Genomic DNA, 21,619 nt, shown 5'->3' with positions numbered 1-21,619 from the left:
ATGGGCTCGCTGATCGACCGGCACACCGGCTTCGTGGCGGCGCTGCGCGACGCCGGGCTGCCGGTCTCGGTGGCCGAGGGACTGGACGCGGCGCGCGCGCTCGGCGTCATCGACCTGATGGACCGCCAGGCGCTGCGCGCCGCCTACGCGGCCGCCCTGGTCAAACGCCCGGCCCACCGTCCCGTCTTCGACGCGCTGTTCGACCTGTGGTTCCCGGCCGCGCTCGGCGACGGGGTGGCGCTGGCCGCCGAACGCGCCGAGGGCGGGACGGAGGAGCGGGACTCCTCCATCCCGCCGGCGATGGACCCCCAGGTGCAACGGGAGCGCCAGGAGCTGCGGGATCTGCTGCTGGAGGGGGACGAGGCCGCGCTCGCCCAGTTCGCCCGGGCCGCGGTCGGCCGCTACGGCCGGCTGCCCGGCCAGCAGTCGTGGTTCTCCTCCGCGGTGCTGCAGGCGCTGTCCCCGAGCACCCTGATGGCCTCGCTGCTGAACGCCGTCCTGCAGGGACGGGAACGCGGGGGGATGGCCGAACAGGTCGCCCGGCGGCGGTTCCGGGAACGGATCGGGCGTTTTGAGGAGATGGTCGCCGCCGAGGTCCGGCGGCGCATCGCCGAGGACAGCGACGTGCAGCGCGCCGCCCGGCTGGCGGTCCGCCCTCCGCTGGAGCAGCTGGACTTCAACCGCGCCGGCCGCGCCGACCTGGACGCGCTGCGCCGCGAGGTCTACCCGCTGGCGCGGCGGCTGGCGACCCGCCTGGCGCAGCGGCAGCGGCTGGCGCGGCGCGGGCGGCTGGACTTCCGCCGGACCGTGCGGGCGTCGCTGTCGACCGGCGGGGTGCCGCTGACCACCCGCCATCGGCCCCGCCGCCCGCACCGCCCCGAGCTGGTCATCTTGTGCGACGTCAGCGACTCGGTGTCCTCGTTCGCGCACTTCACGCTGCTGCTGACGTTCGCGCTGCGAGAGCAGTTCACCAAGGTGCGGGCGTTCGCGTTCATCGACACCACCGACGAGATCACCCGGTTCTTCGCGCCGGGGATGGACGTGGCGGACGCGATGACCGCCATGGCGCGGGAGGCCGATCTGGTGTGGATCACCGGACGCAGCAACTACGGCCACGCCATCAAGGTCTTCGACGAGAAGTACCGCGACGCCGTCACCCCGAAGACCTCGCTGCTGATCCTGGGCGACGCGCGGTCCAACTACGGCGAGCTGTCCCTGCCGATCCTGCGCCGCCTGGTCGAGGCGGCCCGCAACGCCCACTGGCTCAACCCCGAGCCGCGTCGTCACTGGAACACCGGCGATTCGGCCGCCGCCGCCTACGGCGAGATCGTTCCGATGCACGAGTGCCGCAACCTCACCCAGCTCGCCCGGTTCATCGAGGACCTGGCGAGCTGACCGCGTCCGCGGGGGCCCTGCGGCCGGATATGACGGCGATGAGCCCCGCCGCGACCAGGTTCAGGACCGCCGAGACGACCAGGGCGATGTCGATGCCGTGGGCGACCGCTTCGGGGGCCGCGGAGCGGCCCGCGCCCGCGGCGGCGATGGCGGCGACCATGGCGACCCCGATCGAGGCGCCGAGATAACGGGCGGTGTTGTTGGCGCCCGAGCCCATCGCGGCGCGGTCCGCCGGGACGCTGCCGACCGCCAGGGCGGCCAGCGCGGCGTTGGACAGGCCGCTGCCGACGCCCGCGATCGCCAGGCCGGGGACCAGCCGCCACCACGGGTCCCCCGGGCCTGCGCCCAGCATCGCTGCCTCGCCCACGGCGCACAGCGACAGGCCGAGCACGAGGCGGTGCCGGTGCGCGAACCGCGGGCTGAGCCGTCCGACGCGGAACGAGACCGTGAACGCCACGCCCGACCAGGCCAGGAACACCAGGGACGTGCCGAGGGGCGTGAGCCCCAGGGTGTGCCCCAGCACCGTCGACAGGTGGGTGAGCATCCCGATCACCGCCACCCCGCTGACCAGGGCCCCGAGGGTCGCCGCCGCGAAACCGGGGCGGCGCAGCAGCCGCATGTCCAGCATCGGTTCGCGGCGGCGCGTCTCCACGGCGCAGAAGACGCCCAGCAGCAGCGCGCCGACGACCGACAGGACGAGGACGCGGGGGTCGTTCCAACCGGTGCGCCCGAGCGTGATCGCGGTCATCAGCGCGGTCACCCCGGCCGTCAGGGTGAGCACGCCGGGCACGTCCAGGCCGCGCCGCCGGTCGGCCCGGGACTCGGGCGCCGACCGGGCGGCCAGGGCCAGCGGCACCGCCAGCGCCGCCGCGATCCAGTACCACAGCCGCCAGCTCACCGTCTGTGCCGGCAGCGACGAGACGATCGGGCCGATCGCGATGCCGCCGCTGAGCATCGCGCTCCAGACGCCCGTGGCGCGAGTGCGCTCCGCGGCGCCGGGATGGGCGTGCCCCAGCATGCCCAGCCCGGCCGAGAGCATGGCGGCGCTGGCCGCGCCCTGCACGATGCGCCCCGCGACGAAGACGGCGACGTTCGGCGCCAGCGCGCACGCCGTGCTGGCCGCCGCCAGCACGGCCGCCCCCGCGGCGAACACCCGGCGGCGTCCGTGGTCGTCGGCCAGGGTGCCGGAGACCAGCAGCGTCGCGGTCAACCCGAGGTTGATCCCGCCCAGCAGCCAGATCCGCGCGCCGTCCCCCGCCCCCAGCCCGGCGGCGGTCACCGACAGAGTGGCCATCGGCGCGCAGTAGTTCATCATCGCCAGCATGGTCGCGGCGCTCGGCAGCACGAGCGCGGCCCGACGGGCCCCGGGCGTTCGGATGTGCGGCGGCGATGCAACGGCCATGACACCTCCAGTTCAATGAATGAACCATGCGGATCATGACCGTATCACGGTCAGTTCATTCAATGAACCGACCCGTTAGGATCGGAGACATGGCGCTGGGCAAGGACTACCGAGGGCAGGACTGCGCGCTGGCCCGTGCGCTGGAGATCGTGGGCGAGCGCTGGACCCTGCTGATCCTCCGGGACGCCTTCTACGGGGTGCGGCGCTTCTCGGACTTCCTCGCCCATCTCGGTCTGCCCCGCGCGGTCCTCTCCTCCCGGTTGCAGGCACTGGTGGAGGCGGGCGTGCTGGCCAAGCACGGCTGCGAGTACGAGCTGACCGAACGGGGCCGGGAGCTGTGGCCCGCCCTGCACATGCTCGCCCGCTGGGGCGAGCGGCACTTCAGCGCGGACGGGCCGTCCCGCGTCTTCGAGCACGTCGCCTGCGGGACCAGGCTGGACCCGTCGGGGTCCTGCCCGTCCTGCGGCGGGATCGTTCCCCCCGAGGAGGTGCGGATGCTCCCCGTGCCGGGCCGCCCGGTGGGGGACGACCCGGTGAGCCGGGCGCTGGCCGAGCCCCGCAGGCTGCTGGACCCCCTCCGTCCGTGAGGGACGGGGACCCGCGCGGCTCCGGGGCGCCCTCAGGCGGGCGAGGGCGGGGGCTCGGCGGGGGAGCGGACGGATCGTCGGCCGGGCGGGGACGGGGTCAGGTCCCGAGAGAACGGGCGATCAGCTCGGCGACCGCCTCGGGGTCGACGTGGTGGCCGGTCAGATGGGCCAGGTTCTCCTGGTAGAGCAGGACGGCGGTGAAGGTGGCGGCGGCGGCCTCCAGACGGGCCGCGTCGCCCCGGGCGCCGGGAAGGGCGATCTCCAGGGCGGCGCGGGCGCGGTGCAGGACGGCCCGGTTGAGGGCGTGCAGCCGGTCGCGGACCGAACGATGGGTGTCGGCCTCGCGGAACAGGATCCGCCGCATCGCGGGGGAGGCGCGCAGCGGCAGGCGGCGGGCCAGCCGCGCCAGCGCGCCGGCCGGGTCGCGGGCGGTGTCCTCGGCGGTCGGGGCGGCGCCGGGCTCCTCGATGTGGGTGCGCTCCTCGACCAGCGCGACCAGCAGGTCGATCTTCTGCGGGAAGTAGTGGAACACCAGCCCTTTGGGCACTCCGGCGCGCCGCGCCACCCGGGCGGTGGAGGTGGCCTCATATCCGTCGGCGGCGAACAGCTCCTCGGCGGCGTCCAGGATCCTGGTCCGGGCGTCGCCGCCGCGTCCGCGTCCTCTCATCGATTCCCCCTTCCTCTCCCTCATCGATTCCCCCGTCACGGCGCGGGCATGGCCGTGCCCGATCATGGTCCGGGCATGACGGGGCCCCCGGCGCGGATGCGACCGGGGGCCGGGCGGAGTCCGTTCAGGCGGCGGCCCGTTCGTCCGCCGACGAGCGCGTCGCGGCGGGCTGCACCGCCGTCCACAGGCCGACCACGGCGGCCGCGCCGCCGGCCAGCCATGCCGTCCAGGCCGCGGCGCCCTCACCGGTGAAGCCGAACGCCCAGGGGGAGACGAACACCAGCACCGCGAACGCGGTGGTCGTCCACGCCGACGGGCCCGCCGCGCCGAGCAGCGCGTACAGTCCCGCCAGCGCCAACAGCGCCCCCAGCACCATCAGGGGCTGCCGGCCGGCGTGGTCGGCCCACAGCTCCGGAGCCAGGGCCGCCGCGAGACCTGCCACGAACGCCACCGCGTCCTGCCACGCGAATCTGCCCATAGGCCACCTCCCGGAGATCCTTTTTGTGGGGTTTCATCCCTTTTAAAGGGGTGCCTGATCGACCGCCCGGTCAATCTCCCCGGAGGAGAGCAAAACCCTTACCCGCAGGGGCCTCCGGCCGCGTCCGAGCCGTCGTCCGGGCGGCCGTCCGGGCGCGTCGTTCGGGCACGTCGTCCGGGCGCGCCGCCCGGGCATCCGCCGGGCGCCTCGTCGTCGCGATCCCGCAGGCCGGGAGGATGTGCCGGGATCCCCTCCGGGGGCGGGGGAGTGAGGGGCTAGTCTGCACCGGTATGGACTGGGACGGGCCTTTGCCGGTCATGCCGCCGCACCGCCGCCGGAGCCTGCTCGGCCCCCTGTTGCGGCTGATCGACGGTCCCGTCCGCACCACCCCCGCCCGGGTCGCCCAGCGCGCCCGGATCCTGGTGACCGTCTGCACCGGGATCGCCAACCTCGGCGGCGCCCTGGTGGTGCTGCTGTTCACCATGCTGATCGTGCCGACCCCCGAGGCCGGGTCGGACCGGCTGCACCTGGTCAACCTGGTGGTCTTCACCGCCTACGTGATCGCCGCCGTGCCGGTCGGACTGCTGCTGGGCGAGCGGTTCTTCCGCCGGGTGCGGCGGCTGGTGGAGGCCGAGGGGGTCCGCGACGAACGCGACCGGTTCGTGCTGCTGTACGGGCCGCTGCGGCTGATGAGCCTGCATCTGGCGCTGTGGGCGATCGGCACGGCCGGATGGGTGGCGATCAACGCCCCGTTCTCGGTGCCGCTGGCGCTCAAGGTCGGCATCGCCGGCGCGCTCGGCGGACTGACCACCTGCACCGTCGTCTACCTGCTCACCGAACGGATCCTGCGCCGGGCGGTGGTCACCGCGCTGCGCGCCGAGGTGCCGCGCCGCACCGGGCTGCCCGGGGTGGTCGCCCGCTCCATGCTGGCCTGGGCGCTGGGCACCGCGGTGCCGCTGCTGGGATTGGTCGCGCTGGCGTCGGGGGCGTTCCTGATCGACGCCCCCGACGCGACCGACCTGGCGATCGGGGCGCTCGCGCTGGCCTGCACCTCGCTGACGGTCGGGTTCGGGGTCACCTATGTGGCCGCCCGCGCCATCGCCGACCCGGTCGAGTCGGTCCGCCTCGCCATGGCCCGGGTCGAACGCGGCGACCTGGACGCCGAGGTCCCGGTCTACGACGGCAGCGAGGTCGGGCTGCTGCAGGCCGGGTTCAACCACATGGTCGCCGGGCTGCGCGAGCGCGAGCGGCTGCGCGACCTGTTCGGCCGCCAGGTCGGCAAGGACGTCGCCCGCCTCGCCCTGGAGCGCGGGATCGAGCTGGGCGGGGAGATCCGCGAGGTCGCGGTGATCTTCGTGGACATCATCGGGTCCACCCGGCTGGCCGCCGACCGGCCGCCGACCGAGGTGGTCGGCCTGCTCAACCGGTTCTTCGCGGTGGTGGTCGAGGTGGTCGGCCGGCACGGGGGGTTCGTCAACAAGTTCGAGGGCGACGCCGCGCTGGCCATCTTCGGCGCGCCGCTGGACCTGCCGGACGCCCCCGCCCGCACGCTGCGGGCGGCCCGCGAGCTGGCCGCCCGGCTCCGCGCCGAGGTGCCCGAGCTGCAGGCCGCGGTGGGGGTGTCGGCCGGAGAGGCCGTGGCCGGGCACATCGGCGCGGAGGAGCGCTTCGAGTACACCGTGATCGGCGACCCGGTGAACGAGGCGGCCCGGCTGACCGAGCTGGCGAAGCGCACGCCGGAGCGGGTGCTGGCCGCCGGGTCGGTGGTCGCCTGCGCCGACCCCGACGAGGCCGACTGCTGGACCTCGGGCGAGGAGGTCACCTTGCGCGGACGGACCCGGACCACCGTGCTGGCCCGGCCCAGGACGCTCCCCTCGGCCGTCCCGCAGACGTCGCCCGCGGAACCCGTCGAGGACATCGGCGCGTAACACACCGTTGACATGTGACCTGTTCGACCCCTACCGTCCTCCCTATCACGCCTGTCGAAGCGCTTCGACTAAGCGCTTCGACGACCTCGACCCGCTTGTTCGGGGCGCAAGCGGTCGTCCACCCCTGGAGGAAGACATGCTGAAGGTACGCAAGGTCGCGGCCGCCCTGGCGGCACTGGCCGCCGCTGCGACGACGCTGGCGGGATGCGGGTCGGACGGCGGATCCGACCCCAACGTGCTGCGGCTGTGGCACTACGAGGGCCCCGACAGCGCCATGGGGGTCGCCTGGAACGAGGCCATCAAGGAGTTCGAACGCACCCACCCCGGCGTCAAGGTGAAGTTCGAGGAGAAGGGCTTCGAACAGATCCAGAAGACCGCGCCCATGGTGCTCAACTCCAAGGACGCCCCCGACCTCATGGAGTACAACAAGGGCAACGCCACGGCGGGCCTGCTGTCCAAGCAGGGGCTGCTGACCGACCTCACCGCCGAGGTCACCAAGCGCGGCTGGGACAAGCTCATCCCCGCCGGAGTGCAGGTCACCGCCAAGTACGACGCCAAGGGCGTCATGGGCGGCGACAAGTGGTTCGGCGTCCCCAACTACGCCGAGTACGTGCAGGTCTACTACAACAAGGACCTGTTCGCCGAGCACGACGTCAAGGTCCCCACCACCTTCGACGAGCTCGTCGCCGCCATGGACGCGTTCGTCGCCAAGGGCGTCACCCCGCTGACCAACGCCGGCTCGGAGTACATGGCGCAGCAGTTCGTCTACCAGCTCGCCCTCTCCAAGGCCGACCGCGCCTGGGTGGACGCCTACCAGCGCTACACCGGCAAGGTGGACTTCAAGGACCCGGCCTGGACCTACGGCGTCACCACGTTCGCCGACTGGGTCAAGAAGGGCTACATCGCCAAGACCTCCGTCGGCGCCAAGGCCGAGGACGCCGGGGTGGCGTTCATGCAGGGCAAGTACCCGATGATGTTCTCCGGCAGCTGGTGGTTCGGCCGTGTCGCCGCCGAGGCCGACTTCGAGTGGGACACCTTCGTGTGGCCCGGCTCGAAGATGACGCTGGGCTCGGGCGGCAACCTGTGGGTCGTCCCGCAGGGCTCCAAGAACAAGCAGCTGGCCTATGACTTCATCGACATCACGATGAAGAAGCAGATCCAGAACGCCCTCGGCAACGCCGGCGGCATCCCGGTCGCGGCCGACAGCTCCGCGATCACCAACCCGAAGGCCAAGAAGCTGATCGACGACTTCAACCGGCTGGCCGACGGCGACGGCCTGGCCTACTACCCGGACTGGCCGGTCGCCGGGTTCTACGACACCTGGGTGTCGGAGGTGCAGAAGCTGATGAACGGCTCGGCCACCCCCGACCGGGTGCTGGGCAACCTCCAGAAGGCCTACGACGAGGGCCTGCCCAAGTAGATCGGCGGCGGGCGGGACGGGCGCCGCCCGTCCCGCCCGCGGTGAGAGAGGCCACAGATGACTCGATCAGCGGACGTGACGGCCGCCTCCTCGCCTCGGACCGGCCCGGACTCCCCCCGACCCGCCTCGGGACCCCCCGCCCCGCCCGAGCCGGTCGAGGCCGACGGCGTGAAGCGCCCCCGCCGGCGCCGCGAGATCCCCTACGCGCTGTTCCTGGTCCCCGGCGGGCTGCTGCTGCTCGCGGTGATCATCGTTCCGTTCGTGATGAACACCGCCCTCAGCCTCACCGAGTGGGAGGGCGTGGGGACGCCGGAGTTCGTCGGGCTGGACAACTACACCGAGCTGGCCCGGGACACCGAGTTCTGGGCGTCGTTCCGGCACAACATCGCGGTCACCCTGGCCATGGCGGTGATCCCCACGTGCATCGGGCTGGTGCTGGCCGCCGGACTGTTCGACTACATCGGCAAGCGGTTCGGACCGCGGACCGCGGCGTTCCTGCGGGCCTGCATCTACCTGCCGCAGGTGCTGCCGATCGCGGTCGCCGGCATCGTGTGGAGCTGGATCCTGGCCCCCGAGGACGGCGCGCTGAACGCGCTGCTGGGCGCGGTGGGGCTGGAGGCGCTGCAGCAGGACTGGCTGGGCGACCCCCGCAGGGCGCTGTTCAGCGTGATGGGCGTGATGGTCTGGGTGCAGATCGGCTTCCCGCTGGTGATCTTCATGTCCGGGCTGCAGCGGGTGGACCCGGCGCTGTACGAGGCCGCCGAGATCGACGGGGCCTCCTGGTGGCGCCGGTTCTGGCACGTGACGATCCCCCAGATCCGGCCGGAGATCTTCGTGGCGCTGCTGTGGTGCACCATCGCCTCGCTCAAGGCGTTCGCGTTCATCTACGTGCTCACCAAGGGCGGGCCCGGCGGGGCCACCAGCGTCCCGTCGTACTACTCGTTCGAGAACTTCTTCGACACCACCCGGGTCGGGTACGGCGCCGCCGTGGCCACCGTGCTCGCCCTGATCATCATCGCGCTGACCGTGGTGTTCCTGCGGCGGCAGAGCAAGGGCGAGGAGGGCTGAGCATGGCGACCCCGCAGGCCGGCGCACGCCGGTACGGACCGGGCCGGTACGCGGTGCTGACGGCCTACCTGGTGCTGGCCGTGATGATGCTGGTGCCGTTCGCGATCGTGCTGCTGAACGCGATCAAGACGCCCCGGGAATACTCCACCAACGGTCCGCTGGCGCTGCCGGAGGGCGTCTACCTGGACGGCCTGATCGACTTCTGGCAGCGGGTCGACTACGGCGAGAAGCTGCTGAACAGCGTGCTGATCAGCGGCTCGGTGGCGGTGCTGGCGGTGGTGCTGTCGGTGCTGAACGCCTACGCGCTGGGCATCGGCCGCGTCAAGGGCCGGATGTGGATCCTGGTGCTGTTCCTGATGGCCAACACGCTGCCGCAGGAGGCGCTGGTCTACCCGCTGTACTACCTGGCCAAGCAGGTGGGGCTGTACGACACCCGGCTCAGCGTGATCATCGTCTTCACCTGCATCCAGACCGCGTTCGGCACCTACCTGCTGTCGTCGGTGCTGTCCGGATTCCCCAGGGAGATCCTCGAGGCGGCCCGGATCGACGGCGCCAACCGGCTGCAGGTGCTGCTGCGGGTGGTGGTCCCGGTCAGCCGCCCGACCCTGTCGGTGCTGCTGGTGTTCTTCTTCATCTGGACCTGGAACGAGTTCCTGATCCCGCTGGTGTTCCTGGTGTCCAACGAGACCCAGACCGTCTCGGTCGCGCTCGGCGTGCTGCAGGGTCAGCGGCTGATGGACGCCACCATGACCAGCGCCTCCGCGCTGCTGGGGGTGCTGCCGACCATCGCCTTCTTCGTGATCTTCCAGCGGACCCTGACCCGTGGCATCACCGTGGGCGCGATCAAGTAGTCCGCCCTCCCGAGCGGACCGCTCCCGTATCGACCCCGTATCGAAAGGCGCGCGCTTTTCATGAAGTTCACCGACGGCTACTGGCTGATGCGGCCCGGCGTCCACCCGACGTACCCCGTCGAGGTCCTCGACGTCGCCACCGGCCCCGGGCGGCTGACGGCCTACGCCCCCGGCCAGCACATCCGTCACCGCGGGGACCTGCTCAAGGGCCCGATGGTGACGGTCGAGCTGGCCGCGCCGATGACCGACGTCGTCAAGGTCACCATCACCCACTTCGGCGGCGCGGTCGAGCGGGGACCCCGCTTCGAGATCGCCGAGGACGAAGCGGCCGCGGCCGCCGCCGCGATCCGCTGCGAGGCCGACTTCGCCGAGCTGACCTCGGGGGCGCTGACCGCCCGGATCGACCGGCGGGCCAAGAGCTTCGGACTGGGCTTCCTCGCCGAAGGGCGGGAGCTGACCCGCAGCGGCTTCAAGGCGATGGCGATCATCGACACCGACGAGGGCCGCCACTACGTGCGCGAGCAGCTCGACCTGCAGGTGGACCACTTCGTGTACGGGCTGGGCGAGCGGTTCGGGCCGCTGGTCAAGAACGGCCAGGCCGTCGACATCTGGAACGCCGACGGCGGCACCGCCAGCGAGCAGGCCTACAAGAATGTGCCGTTCTTCCTCACCAACGCCGGCTACGGGGTGTTCGTCGACCATCCCGGATGCGTGTCGTTCGAGGTGGCCTCCGAGGCGGTCTCGCGGGTGCAGTTCAGCGTCGAGGGCCAGTCGATGGAGTACTACTTCATCTACGGCCCCACCCCCAAGGAGATCCTGCGCAAGTACACCGCGCTGACCGGCCGCGCCCCCCGCCTCCCCGCCTGGTCGTACGGGCTGTGGCTGTCCACCTCGTTCACCACCTCCTACGACGAGGAGACCGTCACGGGCTTCATCGAGGGGATGGCCGAGCGGGACCTGCCGCTGAGCGTGTTCCACTTCGACACGTTCTGGATGCGCGAGTACCACTGGTGCGACTTCGAGTGGGACCCGCGGACCTTCCCCGACCCGCGCGGCATGCTCGCCCGGCTCAAGGAGCGCGGCCTGCGGATCTGCGTGTGGATCAACCCCTACGTCGGTCAGCGGTCGAAGCTGTTCGAGGAGGGCAAGGCCCGCGGCTACCTGCTCAGGCGCGCCAACGGCGACGTGTGGCAGTGGGACCACTGGCAGCCGGGCTGCGCGATCGTGGACCTCACCAACCCCGAGGCGCGCCGGTGGTGGGCCGAGAAGCTGGACGCCCTGCTGGAGATGGGCGTGGACTGCTTCAAGTCCGACTTCGGCGAGCGCATCCCCGTCGACGACGTCGTCTGGCACGACGGCTCCGACCCGGAGCGGATGCACAACTACTACACGTACCTGTACAACCAGACCGTCTTCGAGCTGCTGCGCAAGCGGCGCGGCGAGGGCGAGGCGGTGGTGTTCGCCCGCTCGGCGACGGTCGGCGGCCAGCGGTTCCCGGTGCACTGGAGCGGGGACTGCGAGTCGACCTTCGCGGCGATGGGGGAGAACCTGCGCGGCGGTCTGTCGCTGGGCATGTCGGGGTTCGGCTACTGGAGCCACGACATCGGAGGATTCGAGGGCACGCCCGACGCCGGGGTCTTCAAACGCTGGATCGCCTTTGGGCTGCTGTCCTCGCACAGCCGGCTGCACGGCAGCGGCTCCTACCGGGTGCCGTGGCTGTTCGACGAGGAGGCGGTGGACGTGCTGCGCACGTTCACCCGGCTCAAGATGCGGCTCATGCCGTACCTGCTGCGCGCCGCCGCCCAGGTGCGGGACGAGGGCGTGCCGATCATGCGGGCGATGGTGCTGGAGTTCCCCGACGACCCGGCCTGCACCCACCTGGAACGCCAGTACATGCTGGGCGACGACCTGCTGGTGGCCCCGGTGTTCTCCCCCGACGGGAAGGTGTCGTACTACGTCCCCGAGGGGACGTGGACCCATCTGTTGACCGGCCGGACCGTCGAGGGGCCGCGCTGGGTGACCGAGCGGCACGGGTTCGACAGCCTTCCGCTGCTGGTGCGGCCCGGAGCGGTCGTCCCGCTCGGGGCGGTGGACGACCGGCCCGAGTACGACTACGCCAGCGGGGTGACGCTGCGGGTGTACCGGCCGGCGGAGGGCGTCGAGGTGGTCACCGAGATCCCGTCCGCCGACGGAGGCGTGGCACGGACCTTCTCCACGACGCGTCGGAACGGCATGATCACCGTGGAGGCCAGCCCCGGCGGTCCCTGGCGGGTCCTGCTGGTGGGAGTGCGCGACGTGCGGTCGGTGCGGGGCGGCACGGCGCGCCCCGACGAGCAGGGAGTGCTGGTGGAGGCGCAGGAGGCGACAGTGACGATCGAAGTGGGGGATTCGGCATGACCGAGCAGGACCTGCCCACCGGCTTCCCGGCCGGCTTTCTGTGGGGGGCGGCCACCGCCGCCTACCAGATCGAGGGCGCCGCGAGCGAGGACGGGCGGGAGCCGTCCATCTGGGACACCTACAGTCACACCCCCGGCCGGGTGCTGAACGGCGACACCGGTGACGTGGCCGCCGATCACTACCACCGGTGGGCCGACGACGTGCAGATCATGACGGACCTGGGGCTGGGGGCCTACCGGTTCTCCATCGCCTGGCCGCGGATCATGCCCGGCGGGACGTTCAACCCCCGGGGCGCCGACTTCTACTCCCGGCTGGTGGACGCCCTGTTGGAACGGGGCATCGCCCCGGTCGCCACCCTTTACCACTGGGACCTGCCGCAGCACCTGGAGGACGCCGGCGGCTGGCCGGCCCGTGACACCGCGCTGCGGTTCGCCGAGTACGCCGAGGCGATCGGAAAGGTCCTCGGCGACCGGGTGCACGTCTGGACCACGCTGAACGAGCCGTGGTGCTCGGCGTTCCTGGGGTACGCCTCGGGCGTCCACGCGCCCGGCCGCACCGACGCCGCCGCCGCGCTCGCCGCCGCCCACCACCTCAACCTCGCGCACGGCCTGGCCGTCGAGGCGCTGCGCTCGGTGTCCGGTCCGCAGGCCCGCTGCTCGGTCACCCTCAACCTGCACCATGTGCGCGTGGCCGGACCGGCGCGGCAGGACGTCGCCGAGCACGGCGCGCACATCCCCTTCCCCCCGGGCCCGGAGGATCGTCCCGCGGCGGAGCGGGTCTCGGAGGCCGATCTGGAGGCGGCCCGGCGGGTGGACGCCGTCGCCAACCGGATCTTCCTGGACCCGATGCTGACCGGCCGTTACCCCGACGACCTGCGCACCGCCACCGCCGCCGTCACCGATTGGGGGTTCCTCCGGGACGGCGACGAGAAGACCATCGCGGCCCCGCTGGACGTGCTCGGGGTGAACTACTACGCGCCGACGCTGGTCCGCCACTGGGATGGGAGCGCTCCCAAGCAGGCCGCGGACGGGCACCGCCCCAGCGAGCACAGCGCCTTCCCCGGATGCGACGATGTCGAGTTCCTCGCCCAGCCCGGCCCGCACACCGCGATGGGATGGCCGATCGACGCCACCGGANCCGGCCCGCACACCGCGATGGGATGGCCGATCGACGCCACCGGACTGACCGAGCTGCTGCTGCGGCTGCACCGCGACCACCCCGGCACCCCCTTGATGATCACCGAGAACGGGGCGGCGTTCGACGACCGGGTGGACGCCGACGGCCGGGTGCGCGACGAGCGCCGCATCGCCTATCTGCGCGACCACATCGGCGCGGCCAAGGCCGCCCTGGACGCCGGAGCGGACCTGCGCGGCTACTTCGTCTGGTCGCTGATGGACAACTTCGAGTGGGCGTACGGCTACTCGCGGCGCTTCGGGATCGTGCACATCGACTACGCCACGCAGCGGCGCACGTGGAAGGACAGCGCGCACTGGTACCGGCGGGTGATCGCCGCGAACGCCCCCTGAGGGGCGCCGCGACGGTCTCCTCGTCCGGCGGCTCGACCGGCGGACCGCCGGTCGAGCCGCACCCGCGCCCCGGCCGTCGGGGCTGAGCAGGCCGAGCCGTGGGCGCGGCGGCCGCACGGCGCCGCGCCCACGGCGGCGCTCAGGCGGAGGACGCCGGGACGGGGGCCGGCGTGGTCACCGGAGGCGTCGCCGGGGCGGGCGGTCCGGGGCTCCTGGCCGCCCGCCCCGATGACGACGGGACCCTCCCGTGCGATGCTCCCGGACACGGGCGAGCGGACACGGGCCGGATCCGGGCGGCCCGGGATCAGAGGGCCGGATCGATGCGCGGACCGGAGCGCCGGATCAGGAGCGCGCGGGCGGCGGCGCGGTGCTGTGACCGGGCGTCAGGTTCGGCGGGATCAACGTGGCGTTCGGCGCCTCCCGGCCGTTCAGCTTGTCCATCAGCAGCTCGACGGCGCGGCGGCCCATCTCCTCGGCGGGGATGGACACCATGGTCGGCGTGGGCGTCACCTGGGCGGCCAGCTCCTGCGGCCCCACCGCCACCACCGACACGTCCCGCGGCACCGCCGTCTCCAGCCCGCGCAGCGCCTGCAGCAGCGGGGGCAGGGCCGGCTCGTTGTGCACCACCAGCCCGGTGATCTCCGGGTGCTCGGCGAACAGCTCCTTGACGGTGGTCTGGACCGCCTCGTGGAGCGGCTCGCAGCTGCGCACCACGGCGCGCAGCCCGCGGCGGGCGGCGGCCTCCTCGAACCCGGCGACGGTGCGGCGGGCGAAGCCGGTGCCGCGCTCCAGCACCCCGGCCGGCGGGCCGATCAGCGCCACGGCGGTGTGCCCCAGGTCGGCCAGGTGGTCCACGCACATCCCGGCGGCGGCGGCGAAGTCCAGGTCCACGCAGGTCAGCCCGGCGGAGTCGGCGGGGAAGCCGATCAGCACCGACGGCAGCCCCAGCTCCCGCAGCACCGGGACGCGCGGGTCGTGCAGCTCCACGTCCATCACGATGACCGCGTCGACCAGCGCCGACCGGGCCACCCGATGCAGTCCTTCGACGCCTTCGTCGTTGGTCAGCAACAGCACGTCGTGGTCGTGGCCGCGCGCGGCGGTCACGATGGCCATGGCGATCTGCAGCAGGATCGGCACGTGCATGTCGGTGCGCAGCGGCAGCACCAGTGCCACCACGTTCGCCCGGCTGCTGGCCAGGGCGCGGGCGCCGGCGTGCGGGTGATAGCCGAGGGCCTTGATGCTGGCCTCCACCCGTTCCCGGGTCGCCGCGGAGATCGCCCGTTTGCCGCTGAGCACGTAGGAGACCGTGCTGGGCGAGACGCCCGCGTGCCGGGCGACATCCGCGATGGTGACCATCGGCTCCCTTCCACGCCGGAGCATCGAAGCGCTTCGATGGGCTGAATTTACGGCCCTCGCGCCGTGGGCGCAAGCCTTTCCCTCACTATGGCACGCCATCGGGTCCCGTCGGGGGAGGTCTTGACGGCGGACGAGAGCTGTGTCACCTTCTTGATCGCGGCCGGACGTCGAAGCGCTTCGATCGTTCCTGTCCGCACCCGCCCCGGAGACCCCCCATGTCTTCATCACCGCCCCACCCCACCCGCCGGACCGTGCTCGCGGCCGCGCTGGCCGCGTCGCTGACCGTGGGGCTGACCGCCTCACCCGCCCTGGCCCGCCAGAAGGCCCATCCCTTCCAGAACCCGGCCCTGCCGGTGGAGGCCAGGGTCGACGATCTGCTCGGCCGGCTCACGCTGGACGAGAAGATCGCCATGCTGCACCAGTACCAGCCCGGCATCCCGCGGCTGGGCATCAAGCCGTTCAAGACCGGCACCGAGGCGCTGCACGGCGTCGCCTGGTCCACCGACCGCAACGCCGGCGGAGCCGTGCGCACCGCCCAGGGCACGGTCTTCCCGCAGGCCATCGGCCTGGGCTCCACCTGGAACCCGGACCTGCTCAAGCAGGTCGGCACCGTCGTCGGCACCGAGGCGCGCGGCTACCACGCCATCGACCCCGAGGTGTGGGGGCTGCAGCTGTGGGCGCCCGTCGTCAATTTGCTGCGCGATCCCCGCTGGGGCCGCAACGAGGAGGGCTACTCCGAGGACGCCCTGCTCACCGGCGTGCTGTCCACCGCCTACGGGCGCGGCATCCAGGGCGACCACCCCCGGTACCTGCGGGCCGCGCCGGTGCTCAAGCACTACCTGGCCAACAACAACGAGATCCGCCGCGACACCACCTCCTCCAACCTGCCGCCGCGGGTCAAACGCGAATACAACGAGCAGGCGTTCAAGGCGGCCATCAGCGCCGACGCCGCCACCGGCGTGATGTCGGCCTACAACCTGGTCAACGGCCGTCCGATGACCGCCCACCCCGACCACGACGACGTGGTCCGCACGTGGACCGACAAGACCCTGTTCAACGTCACCGACGCCGGCGGCCCCAACAACCTCACCGGCTCCCAGCGCTACTACGCCACCCAGGCCGAGGCCAACGCCGCCGCCCTCAAGGCCGGCCTGGACAGCTTCACCGTCGACGACACCGACTCCTCCAAGACCATCGCCGCGATCAAGGAGGCCCTGGATCGGAAGCTGCTCACCGAGGCCGACATCGACCGGGCGGTGGGCCGCATCCTCACCATCCGCACCCGGCTCGGCGAGTTCGACCCCGACGGCGGCCCGTACGGCAAGATCACCAAGGACGTGATCAACGCCCCCGAGCACCGCGCCCTGGCCCGCCGGGCCGCCATCGAGGGCACCGTGCTGCTCAAGAACGACGGCGTCCTGCCGTTGAACGCGGCCGAGACCGGCAAGGTCGCCGTCGTCGGGCCGCTGTCGCAGACCCTCTACACCGACTGGTACTCCGGGAGCCTGCCCTACAAGGTCACCCCGCTGGACGGCGTCCGCGCCCGGCTCGGCGACAAGGGCGCCGTCACCGCCGCCGAGGGCGTGGACCGCATCGCCCTCAAGGACGTCGCCTCCGGCAAGTACGTGGTCGCCGGCGCCGACGCCGACGGCGACGCCCTCAAGGCCGCCGGCGACGAGGCCGGCCCCACCGCCCAGTTCGACGTGTTCGACTGGGGCCAGGGCGTGGTGACGCTGCGCAGCGTGGCCAACGGCAAGCTCGTGGGCCGGTACGACGGGGGCCCCACCATGGTCAACGACCAGGAGCAGCCCAACGGCTGGTTCGTCCAGCAGATGTTCAAGCTGGAGGACGCCGGCGACGGCCGGGTCCTGCTGCGCTACGCCGGCTATGAGAAGGCCTACGACTGGGCCGACCCCGCCACCGCCTACCTGAAGGTCGGCGACGGCGGGGTGCTGGAGCTGGCCGCGAAGGAGGACGCCTCCCTGTTCGCCAAGGAGGTGATCTCCAGCGGCGTCGACACCGCGGTGAAGGCCGCCGAGGACGCCGACGCGGCGATCGTGGTGGTCGGCAGCATGCCGTTCATCAACGGCCGCGAGGACCACGACCGCACCACGATGGCGCTCGCCGAGGGCCAGGCGGAGCTGATCAAGGCGGTCCGCAAGGCCAACCCCAACACCGTCGTGGTGGTGGAGAACAGCTACCCGACCACGCTGACCTGGGAGCAGAAGAACGTCCCGGCGATCGTGTGGACCTCGCACGCGGGGGCCGAGACCGGCAACGCGCTGGCCGCCGTGCTGTTCGGGGACGCCGACCCCTCCGGGCGGCTGCCGCAGACCTGGTACCGCTCCGAGGAGGAGCTGCCCGACATCCTCGACTACGACATCATCAAGCGGGACCGCACCTACCTGTACTACAAGGGCACCCCGCTCTACCCGTTCGGGCATGGGCTGTCGTACGCGACCTTCGAGTACGGCAGGCCGGTCGTCAGCAGCCGCTCGGTGTCCGGCCGCGACACCGTCACCGTGAGCGTGGAGATCGCCAACACCGGCGAGGTCGCCGGGCAGGAGGTCGTCCAGCTCTACTCCCACCAGCGCGCCTCGCGGAACAAGCAGCCGCTCAAGCAGCTGCGGGCGTTCCGGAAGATCAGCCTCGGGCCGGGGCAGAAGACCACGGTCCGGCTCACCTTCAAGGCCGCCGACCTGGCCCACTGGGACGTCACCCGCAACAAGTGGGTGCTCGAGAGCGCCGTCCACGACCTGATGGTCGGCGCCTCCTCGGCCGACATCCGCGGCCGCGCCGTCCTCAAGGTGAACGGCGAGAAGATCCCGCCGCGCGACCTGGGCCGTCCCACTCGCGCGATCGACTTCGACGACTACGAGGGCGTCGAGCTGGTCGACGAGACCAAGACGCGCGGCGAGGCCGTCGAGGGCTCCTCCGGCGACTGGATCAGGTTCGCCGACGCGGCGCTCGGCAAGGGCCCGCGGACGTTCGCCGCCAAGGTCGCCAACGCCGGGAAGGAGGGCGCGATCCAGATCCGGCTCGGCTCGCCCACCGGCCGGCTCGTGGGCACCGCCACGGTGCCCTCCACCGGCGACGTGTACGCCTACACCGACGTGACCGCCGCGCTCACCGGCGCGACCGGACGGCGGGATGTGTACCTGGTGTTCAAGGGAGACCTGCGGATCAGCACGTTCTCCCTGAGATGAGCGGCCTGCGCCCGCCCTCCGAGAGGGCGGGCGCAGGCGGGCGGCCCCGCCCCTCCCCGCGTGGGGGCGGGGCTCTCCCGTGCCGCACGCGGCGGCCCCGCCCGGGGACGGCCGGTGGAGGGCGCGTCCGGCGGGCGAGGCCCGGCGCGGCGGGGTCCGCCGGACCGGATCAGGGGATGCGCTCCCAGCCCCGGCGCGGTGCGCGGGCGCCCAGCCGCGCATCGCGGCTGCGATAGACGATGTAGGGGCGGGTCAGATACCCGATCGGCGCCGTGAGCATGTGCACCAGACGGGTGAACGGCCAGATGCCCAGCAGCAGCATGGCGCTGAGGGCGTGCAGCCGGAACAGGATCGGGACGTCCGCCATGAGGTCCGGGTCCGGCCGCAGCAGGAACACCGACCGGAACCAGGGCGACACGGTCTCGCGGTAGTCGTAGCCGCCGCCCGCCAGGTTGGCGGCGACGGTGGCGGCCAGCCCCAGCACGACGACCAGGGTGAGGACGGCGTACATCAGCTTGTCGTTGCGGGTCGTGGCGGAGAAGACCGGCCCGACGGTGCGGCGCCGGTAGATCAGGATCGCCAGGCCCGTCAGGGTGCAGAGGCCGGCCGCGGTGCCGAGCGTCACGGCGGCCACGTGATAGGCGTGCTCGCTGATCCCCGCCGCCTCGGTCCAGGCGTTCGGGACGAGCAGCCCGCCGACGTGGCCGAGCAGGACGATCAGGACGCCGAAGTGGAACAGCGGGCTGCCGATGCGCAGCAGACGGTTCTCATGCAGCTGCGACGAGCGGGTCGTCCAGCCGAACTTGTCGTAGCGGTAGCGCCAGTAGTGGCCGAGCACGAAGACCGCGATGGCCACATACGGCAGGACGGCCCACAGCAGCACGTCCTCCACGCCCGCCCGGCCGCCTTCCGCGGCGTCGGCGAGCCGCCGGACCTGACCGATGACGACACTGATCATGAGCGGGCCCCCACAGGCGGAACGGACGGCGGGAACGGGCCGCCGAAGGGCGCCGGCCCGACCTCCTCCTCGGGCGGGCCCTCGGCGGCCAGACGGGCGACGGCCCGACGGAGGTCGTCGTCCAACGGCGGCAGGGTGGCCGAGACGGCGTCCAGGACGGACGCCCACGGCGAGGACGTCTCGGTGAGCGCCAGGCGCAGCAGCTCCAGCCCGGCGCGGTGCTCCAGCAGCAGCCGCCGCCCCTGACGCAGGTCGCCGGTGGCGGCGAACTCCAGCACGACGGCCAGGTGGTCGGGCAGCTCGCCGTCCTCGAGGACGAGCCCGGCGGCCCGATAGGCGTGCTTGAACCGCAGCAGGGCCAGGCCGCGCTTGCGGGTGTCGCCGTAGGCGTAGTAGGTGAGGTACGGGCAGCAGCGTTTGCGGTGATCGAACGTGGCGACGTAGTCGGCGGCCAGCCGCTGCGGCGGCGTGACGTCCAGATGGTCCAGGAAGCGCGTCAAGGGCTCGCGCACGAGCGGTGGCAGCCCCGCCACGGCGCGGCGGAGGAGGGGACGGCGGCTCAGCAGCTCCCGGTCGGGGTAACCGAGCATCAGGGAGGCCGCCTGCCAGGTCGCGGCCAGTTCCGCGTCGCCCAGCGCCCCCGCGCGGTCCTTCCGGCCCCTCATGACCGGTGCTCCGTCTCCGCGGCGCCGGAGCCCGCGCGCGAGGCGGTGCCGCCGGGGCCCGCCCCGTCGCGACGGGGCGGGAAGAGCCCGGGAGGTCTGCCCCTGCCGTCCCAGTTGAGCAGGTTGACCCGGCCCCGCGTCTCCGACGGGCCGGCGGGACGGTCGGCGGTCTGCCGCTGCCGGAGCATGTGGAAGTTCTCCACCGCGACGGGGGCGGCGCCGCCGGAGGTCTCGCCGAACGGTCCCCAGCCGCCCATGCCGGGGCCGCCGTCGCGGTCCAGGCTGCACTCGGTGGCGAGCTCATCCAGCCGGTGGGCCTGTTCGGCGTGCGCGGGCGGGATGACATAGCGCTCGTCGTACTTGGCGAGCGCGAGCAGCCGGAACATCTCCCGCATCTGCTCGCCGGTCATGCCGACCTCGGCGGGGATGCGCTCGTCCGGCTCGCGCCCCAGGTTGATGTCGCGCATGTAGGAGCGCATGGCGGCCAGCCGGCGCAGGACCGCGTCGACGGGGGCCGGGTCGCCCGCGGTGAACAGGCGGGCCAGATAGTCGACGGGGATGCGCAGCGCCTCGATCGCCGCGAACAGGTTGCCGCTGTCCTCGGCGTCCTCCCCGGTGTCGCGGACCGCGTCCACCACCGGGGACAGCGGCGGGATGTACCAGACCATCGGCAGCGTCCGGTACTCCGGATGCAGCGGCAGCGCCAGCCGGTAGGTGCTGATCAGGGCGTGGACGGGGGAGCGCCGGGCGGCCTCGATCCAGTCGGGCGGGATGCCGGCCCGCTCGGCGGCCGCGACGACCGCCGGGTCGTGCGGGTCCAGGAACACCTCCAACTGCGCCTCGTACAGGTCCGTCTCCTTCGGTGCGGACGCGGCCCGGAGCACCTTGTCGGCGTCGTAGAGCATCAGGCCGATGTAGCGCAGCCGGCCGACGCAGGTCTCCGCGCACACCGTGGGGAGGCCGACCTCGACGCGGGGGAAGCAGAAGGTGCACTTCTCGGCCTTGCCGGTGCGGTGGTTGAAGTAGACCTTCTTGTACGGGCATCCGGTGATGCACATGCGCCAGCCGCGGCAGCGGTCCTGGTCGACCAGCACGATGCCGTCCTCGGTCCGCTTGTAGATCGCGCCGGACGGGCAGGAGGCCGCGCACGAGGGGTTGAGGCAGTGCTCACAGATGCGCGGCAGATAGAACATGAAGGTCTTCTCGAACTCCAGCCGCACCTTCTCCGACACCTGCCGCAGCACCACGTCGCGCTCCTCCAGGCCGGGGGAGCCGCCGAGGTCGTCGTCCCAGTTCGCCGACCAGGAGATCTTCATGGGCTCGCCGGAGACGAGCGACCTGGGGCGCGCCACGGGGGCGTGCTCCTGCAGCGGCGCGTCGGTGAGCGCGGCGTAGTCGTAGGTCCAGGGCTCGTAGTAGTCCGCCAGGGACGGCAGCCTCGGGTTGGCGAAGATGGTGAGCAGCTTGCGCAGCCGTCCGCCGCTCCTGAGCGTCAGGCGCCCCCGCCGGTCGAGCCGCCAGCCGCCGCGCCACCTCTCCTGGTCCTCGTACCGGCGGGGATAGCCCTCGCCGGGGCGGGTCTCGACGTTGTTGAACCACACGTACTCGGTGCCGCTGCGGTTGGTCCAGGTCTGCTTGCAGGTGACCGAGCAGGTGTGGCAGCCGATGCACTTGTCGAGGTTCATCACCATCGCCATCTGGGCCATCACGCGCAT

16 protein-coding genes are annotated in these 21,619 nt (G+C 72.4%); 9 read left to right on the top strand and 7 right to left on the bottom strand.

Translation table 11 applies throughout. From position 1 onward, the window contains the following. Window positions 1-1,395: a vWA domain-containing protein gene (locus EIO00_RS18835; RefSeq protein WP_140180796.1), complete on the top strand. Its 1,395-nt coding sequence runs from the start codon at window positions 1-3 to the stop codon at window positions 1,393-1,395. Here EIO00_RS18835 and EIO00_RS18830 read toward each other — a convergent pair. After that, complete coding sequence (locus tag EIO00_RS18830) at window positions 1,373-2,797, bottom strand: MFS transporter (RefSeq protein WP_140180795.1); 1,425 nt, start codon at window positions 2,795-2,797, stop codon at window positions 1,373-1,375. The genes EIO00_RS18835 and EIO00_RS18830 overlap by 23 nt on opposite strands. Window positions 2,798-2,886: 89 nt before the next feature. On the opposite strand from EIO00_RS18830, the gene EIO00_RS18825 reads away from it, so the two are divergent. Further along, window positions 2,887-3,384 carry a winged helix-turn-helix transcriptional regulator gene (locus tag EIO00_RS18825; RefSeq protein ID WP_140180793.1) on the top strand — a complete coding sequence of 166 codons (498 nt, stop codon included), beginning with the start codon at window positions 2,887-2,889 and terminating at the stop codon, window positions 3,382-3,384. A 97-nt stretch (window positions 3,385-3,481) separates the two neighbouring features. On the opposite strand, the gene EIO00_RS18820 is transcribed toward EIO00_RS18825, so the two are convergent. Both EIO00_RS18820 and EIO00_RS18815 read right to left on the bottom strand, forming a co-directional pair. Then, complete coding sequence (locus EIO00_RS18820; protein ID WP_140180791.1) at window positions 3,482-4,051, bottom strand: TetR/AcrR family transcriptional regulator; 570 nt, start codon at window positions 4,049-4,051, stop codon at window positions 3,482-3,484. A gap of 124 nt (window positions 4,052-4,175) precedes the next feature. Further along, window positions 4,176-4,529, bottom strand: a complete 354-nt coding sequence (locus tag EIO00_RS18815; protein WP_140180789.1) for an SPW repeat protein — start codon at window positions 4,527-4,529, stop codon at window positions 4,176-4,178. 290 nt (window positions 4,530-4,819) lie between these two features. Here EIO00_RS18815 and EIO00_RS18810 point away from each other — a divergent pair, with 290 nt between their 5' ends. The 6 genes from EIO00_RS18810 (at window position 4,820) to EIO00_RS18785 (ending at window position 13,719) form a co-directional block, all read left to right on the top strand. Continuing rightward, the gene (locus tag EIO00_RS18810; RefSeq protein WP_140180787.1) at window positions 4,820-6,457 is read left to right on the top strand and encodes an adenylate/guanylate cyclase domain-containing protein; all 1,638 of its coding nucleotides are present in this window, start codon (window positions 4,820-4,822) and stop codon (window positions 6,455-6,457) included. Window positions 6,458-6,593: 136 nt separating this feature from the next. Next, window positions 6,594-7,877 (top strand): ABC transporter substrate-binding protein, encoded by a 1,284-nt coding sequence (locus tag EIO00_RS18805; protein WP_140180785.1) that lies wholly within the window; start codon window positions 6,594-6,596, stop codon window positions 7,875-7,877. A 168-nt stretch (window positions 7,878-8,045) separates the two neighbouring features. Next, entirely contained in the window at window positions 8,046-8,945 is a 900-nt protein-coding gene (locus EIO00_RS18800) for a carbohydrate ABC transporter permease (protein ID WP_241661458.1), read from the top strand. A 2-nt stretch (window positions 8,946-8,947) separates the two neighbouring features. Beyond that, complete coding sequence (locus EIO00_RS18795) at window positions 8,948-9,796, top strand: carbohydrate ABC transporter permease (protein ID WP_140180781.1); 849 nt, start codon at window positions 8,948-8,950, stop codon at window positions 9,794-9,796. Window positions 9,797-9,856: 60 nt separating this feature from the next. After that, complete coding sequence (gene yicI / locus EIO00_RS18790) at window positions 9,857-12,193, top strand: alpha-xylosidase (RefSeq protein ID WP_140180778.1); 2,337 nt, start codon at window positions 9,857-9,859, stop codon at window positions 12,191-12,193. Further along, a complete protein-coding gene (locus tag EIO00_RS18785) occupies window positions 12,190-13,719 on the top strand; it encodes a glycoside hydrolase family 1 protein (RefSeq protein WP_140180776.1) in 1,530 nt (509 codons plus the stop codon). The genes yicI and EIO00_RS18785 overlap by 4 nt, the downstream gene beginning before the upstream one ends. A 342-nt stretch (window positions 13,720-14,061) precedes the next feature. Here the strand turns inward: EIO00_RS18785 and EIO00_RS18780 are convergent, their stop codons facing one another. Next, on the bottom strand, window positions 14,062-15,075 hold the full coding sequence (locus EIO00_RS18780) for a LacI family DNA-binding transcriptional regulator (RefSeq protein WP_140180774.1): 1,014 nt from the start codon (window positions 15,073-15,075) through the stop codon (window positions 14,062-14,064). Window positions 15,076-15,290: 215 nt separating this feature from the next. Between EIO00_RS18780 and EIO00_RS18775 the strand changes: the two genes are divergently transcribed. Further along, window positions 15,291-18,281, top strand: coding sequence for a glycoside hydrolase family 3 protein (locus EIO00_RS18775; RefSeq protein ID WP_140180772.1), 2,991 nt, complete (start codon window positions 15,291-15,293; stop codon window positions 18,279-18,281). A 169-nt stretch (window positions 18,282-18,450) separates the two neighbouring features. Here the strand turns inward: EIO00_RS18775 and narI are convergent, their stop codons facing one another. Genes narI through narH form a run of 3 tightly spaced genes read right to left on the bottom strand, consistent with a single transcriptional unit; the run spans window position 18,451 to window position 21,619 of the window. Beyond that, complete coding sequence (gene narI, locus EIO00_RS18770; protein ID WP_140180770.1) at window positions 18,451-19,239, bottom strand: respiratory nitrate reductase subunit gamma; 789 nt, start codon at window positions 19,237-19,239, stop codon at window positions 18,451-18,453. Further along, entirely contained in the window at window positions 19,236-19,904 is a 669-nt protein-coding gene (gene narJ, locus EIO00_RS18765; protein ID WP_140180768.1) for a nitrate reductase molybdenum cofactor assembly chaperone, read from the bottom strand. Before narJ ends, narI begins: the two co-directional genes overlap by 4 nt. Further along, the gene (gene narH, locus EIO00_RS18760) at window positions 19,901-21,619 is read right to left on the bottom strand and encodes a nitrate reductase subunit beta (protein ID WP_140180766.1); all 1,719 of its coding nucleotides are present in this window, start codon (window positions 21,617-21,619) and stop codon (window positions 19,901-19,903) included. Before narH ends, narJ begins: the two co-directional genes overlap by 4 nt.

Source organism: Thermomonospora catenispora (assembly GCF_006363815.1).
Lineage (GTDB): Bacteria > Actinomycetota > Actinomycetes > Streptosporangiales > Streptosporangiaceae > Thermomonospora > Thermomonospora catenispora.
Note: the sequence above shows the minus strand (reverse complement) of the source record. Positions and strands in the feature narration are given on the sequence as shown.

What these genes read in the sequence shown, in the direction of transcription:
- EIO00_RS18835 (WP_140180796.1), top strand. Translation starts at nt 1, where the DNA reads ATGGGCTCGCTGATCGACCGGCACACCGGCTTCGTGGCGGCGCTGCGC.
- EIO00_RS18830 (WP_140180795.1), bottom strand. Translation starts at nt 2,797, where the DNA reads ATGGCCGTTGCATCGCCGCCGCACATCCGAACGCCCGGGGCCCGTCGG.
- EIO00_RS18825 (WP_140180793.1), top strand. Translation starts at nt 2,887, where the DNA reads ATGGCGCTGGGCAAGGACTACCGAGGGCAGGACTGCGCGCTGGCCCGT.
- EIO00_RS18820 (WP_140180791.1), bottom strand. Translation starts at nt 4,051, where the DNA reads ATGAGAGGACGCGGACGCGGCGGCGACGCCCGGACCAGGATCCTGGAC.
- EIO00_RS18815 (WP_140180789.1), bottom strand. Translation starts at nt 4,529, where the DNA reads ATGGGCAGATTCGCGTGGCAGGACGCGGTGGCGTTCGTGGCAGGTCTC.
- EIO00_RS18810 (WP_140180787.1), top strand. Translation starts at nt 4,820, where the DNA reads ATGGACTGGGACGGGCCTTTGCCGGTCATGCCGCCGCACCGCCGCCGG.
- EIO00_RS18805 (WP_140180785.1), top strand. Translation starts at nt 6,594, where the DNA reads ATGCTGAAGGTACGCAAGGTCGCGGCCGCCCTGGCGGCACTGGCCGCC.
- EIO00_RS18795 (WP_140180781.1), top strand. Translation starts at nt 8,948, where the DNA reads ATGGCGACCCCGCAGGCCGGCGCACGCCGGTACGGACCGGGCCGGTAC.
- yicI (WP_140180778.1), top strand. Translation starts at nt 9,857, where the DNA reads ATGAAGTTCACCGACGGCTACTGGCTGATGCGGCCCGGCGTCCACCCG.
- EIO00_RS18780 (WP_140180774.1), bottom strand. Translation starts at nt 15,075, where the DNA reads ATGGTCACCATCGCGGATGTCGCCCGGCACGCGGGCGTCTCGCCCAGC.
- EIO00_RS18775 (WP_140180772.1), top strand. Translation starts at nt 15,291, where the DNA reads ATGTCTTCATCACCGCCCCACCCCACCCGCCGGACCGTGCTCGCGGCC.
- narI (WP_140180770.1), bottom strand. Translation starts at nt 19,239, where the DNA reads ATGATCAGTGTCGTCATCGGTCAGGTCCGGCGGCTCGCCGACGCCGCG.
- narJ (WP_140180768.1), bottom strand. Translation starts at nt 19,904, where the DNA reads ATGAGGGGCCGGAAGGACCGCGCGGGGGCGCTGGGCGACGCGGAACTG.
- narH (WP_140180766.1), bottom strand. Translation starts at nt 21,619, where the DNA reads ATGCGCGTGATGGCCCAGATGGCGATGGTGATGAACCTCGACAAGTGC.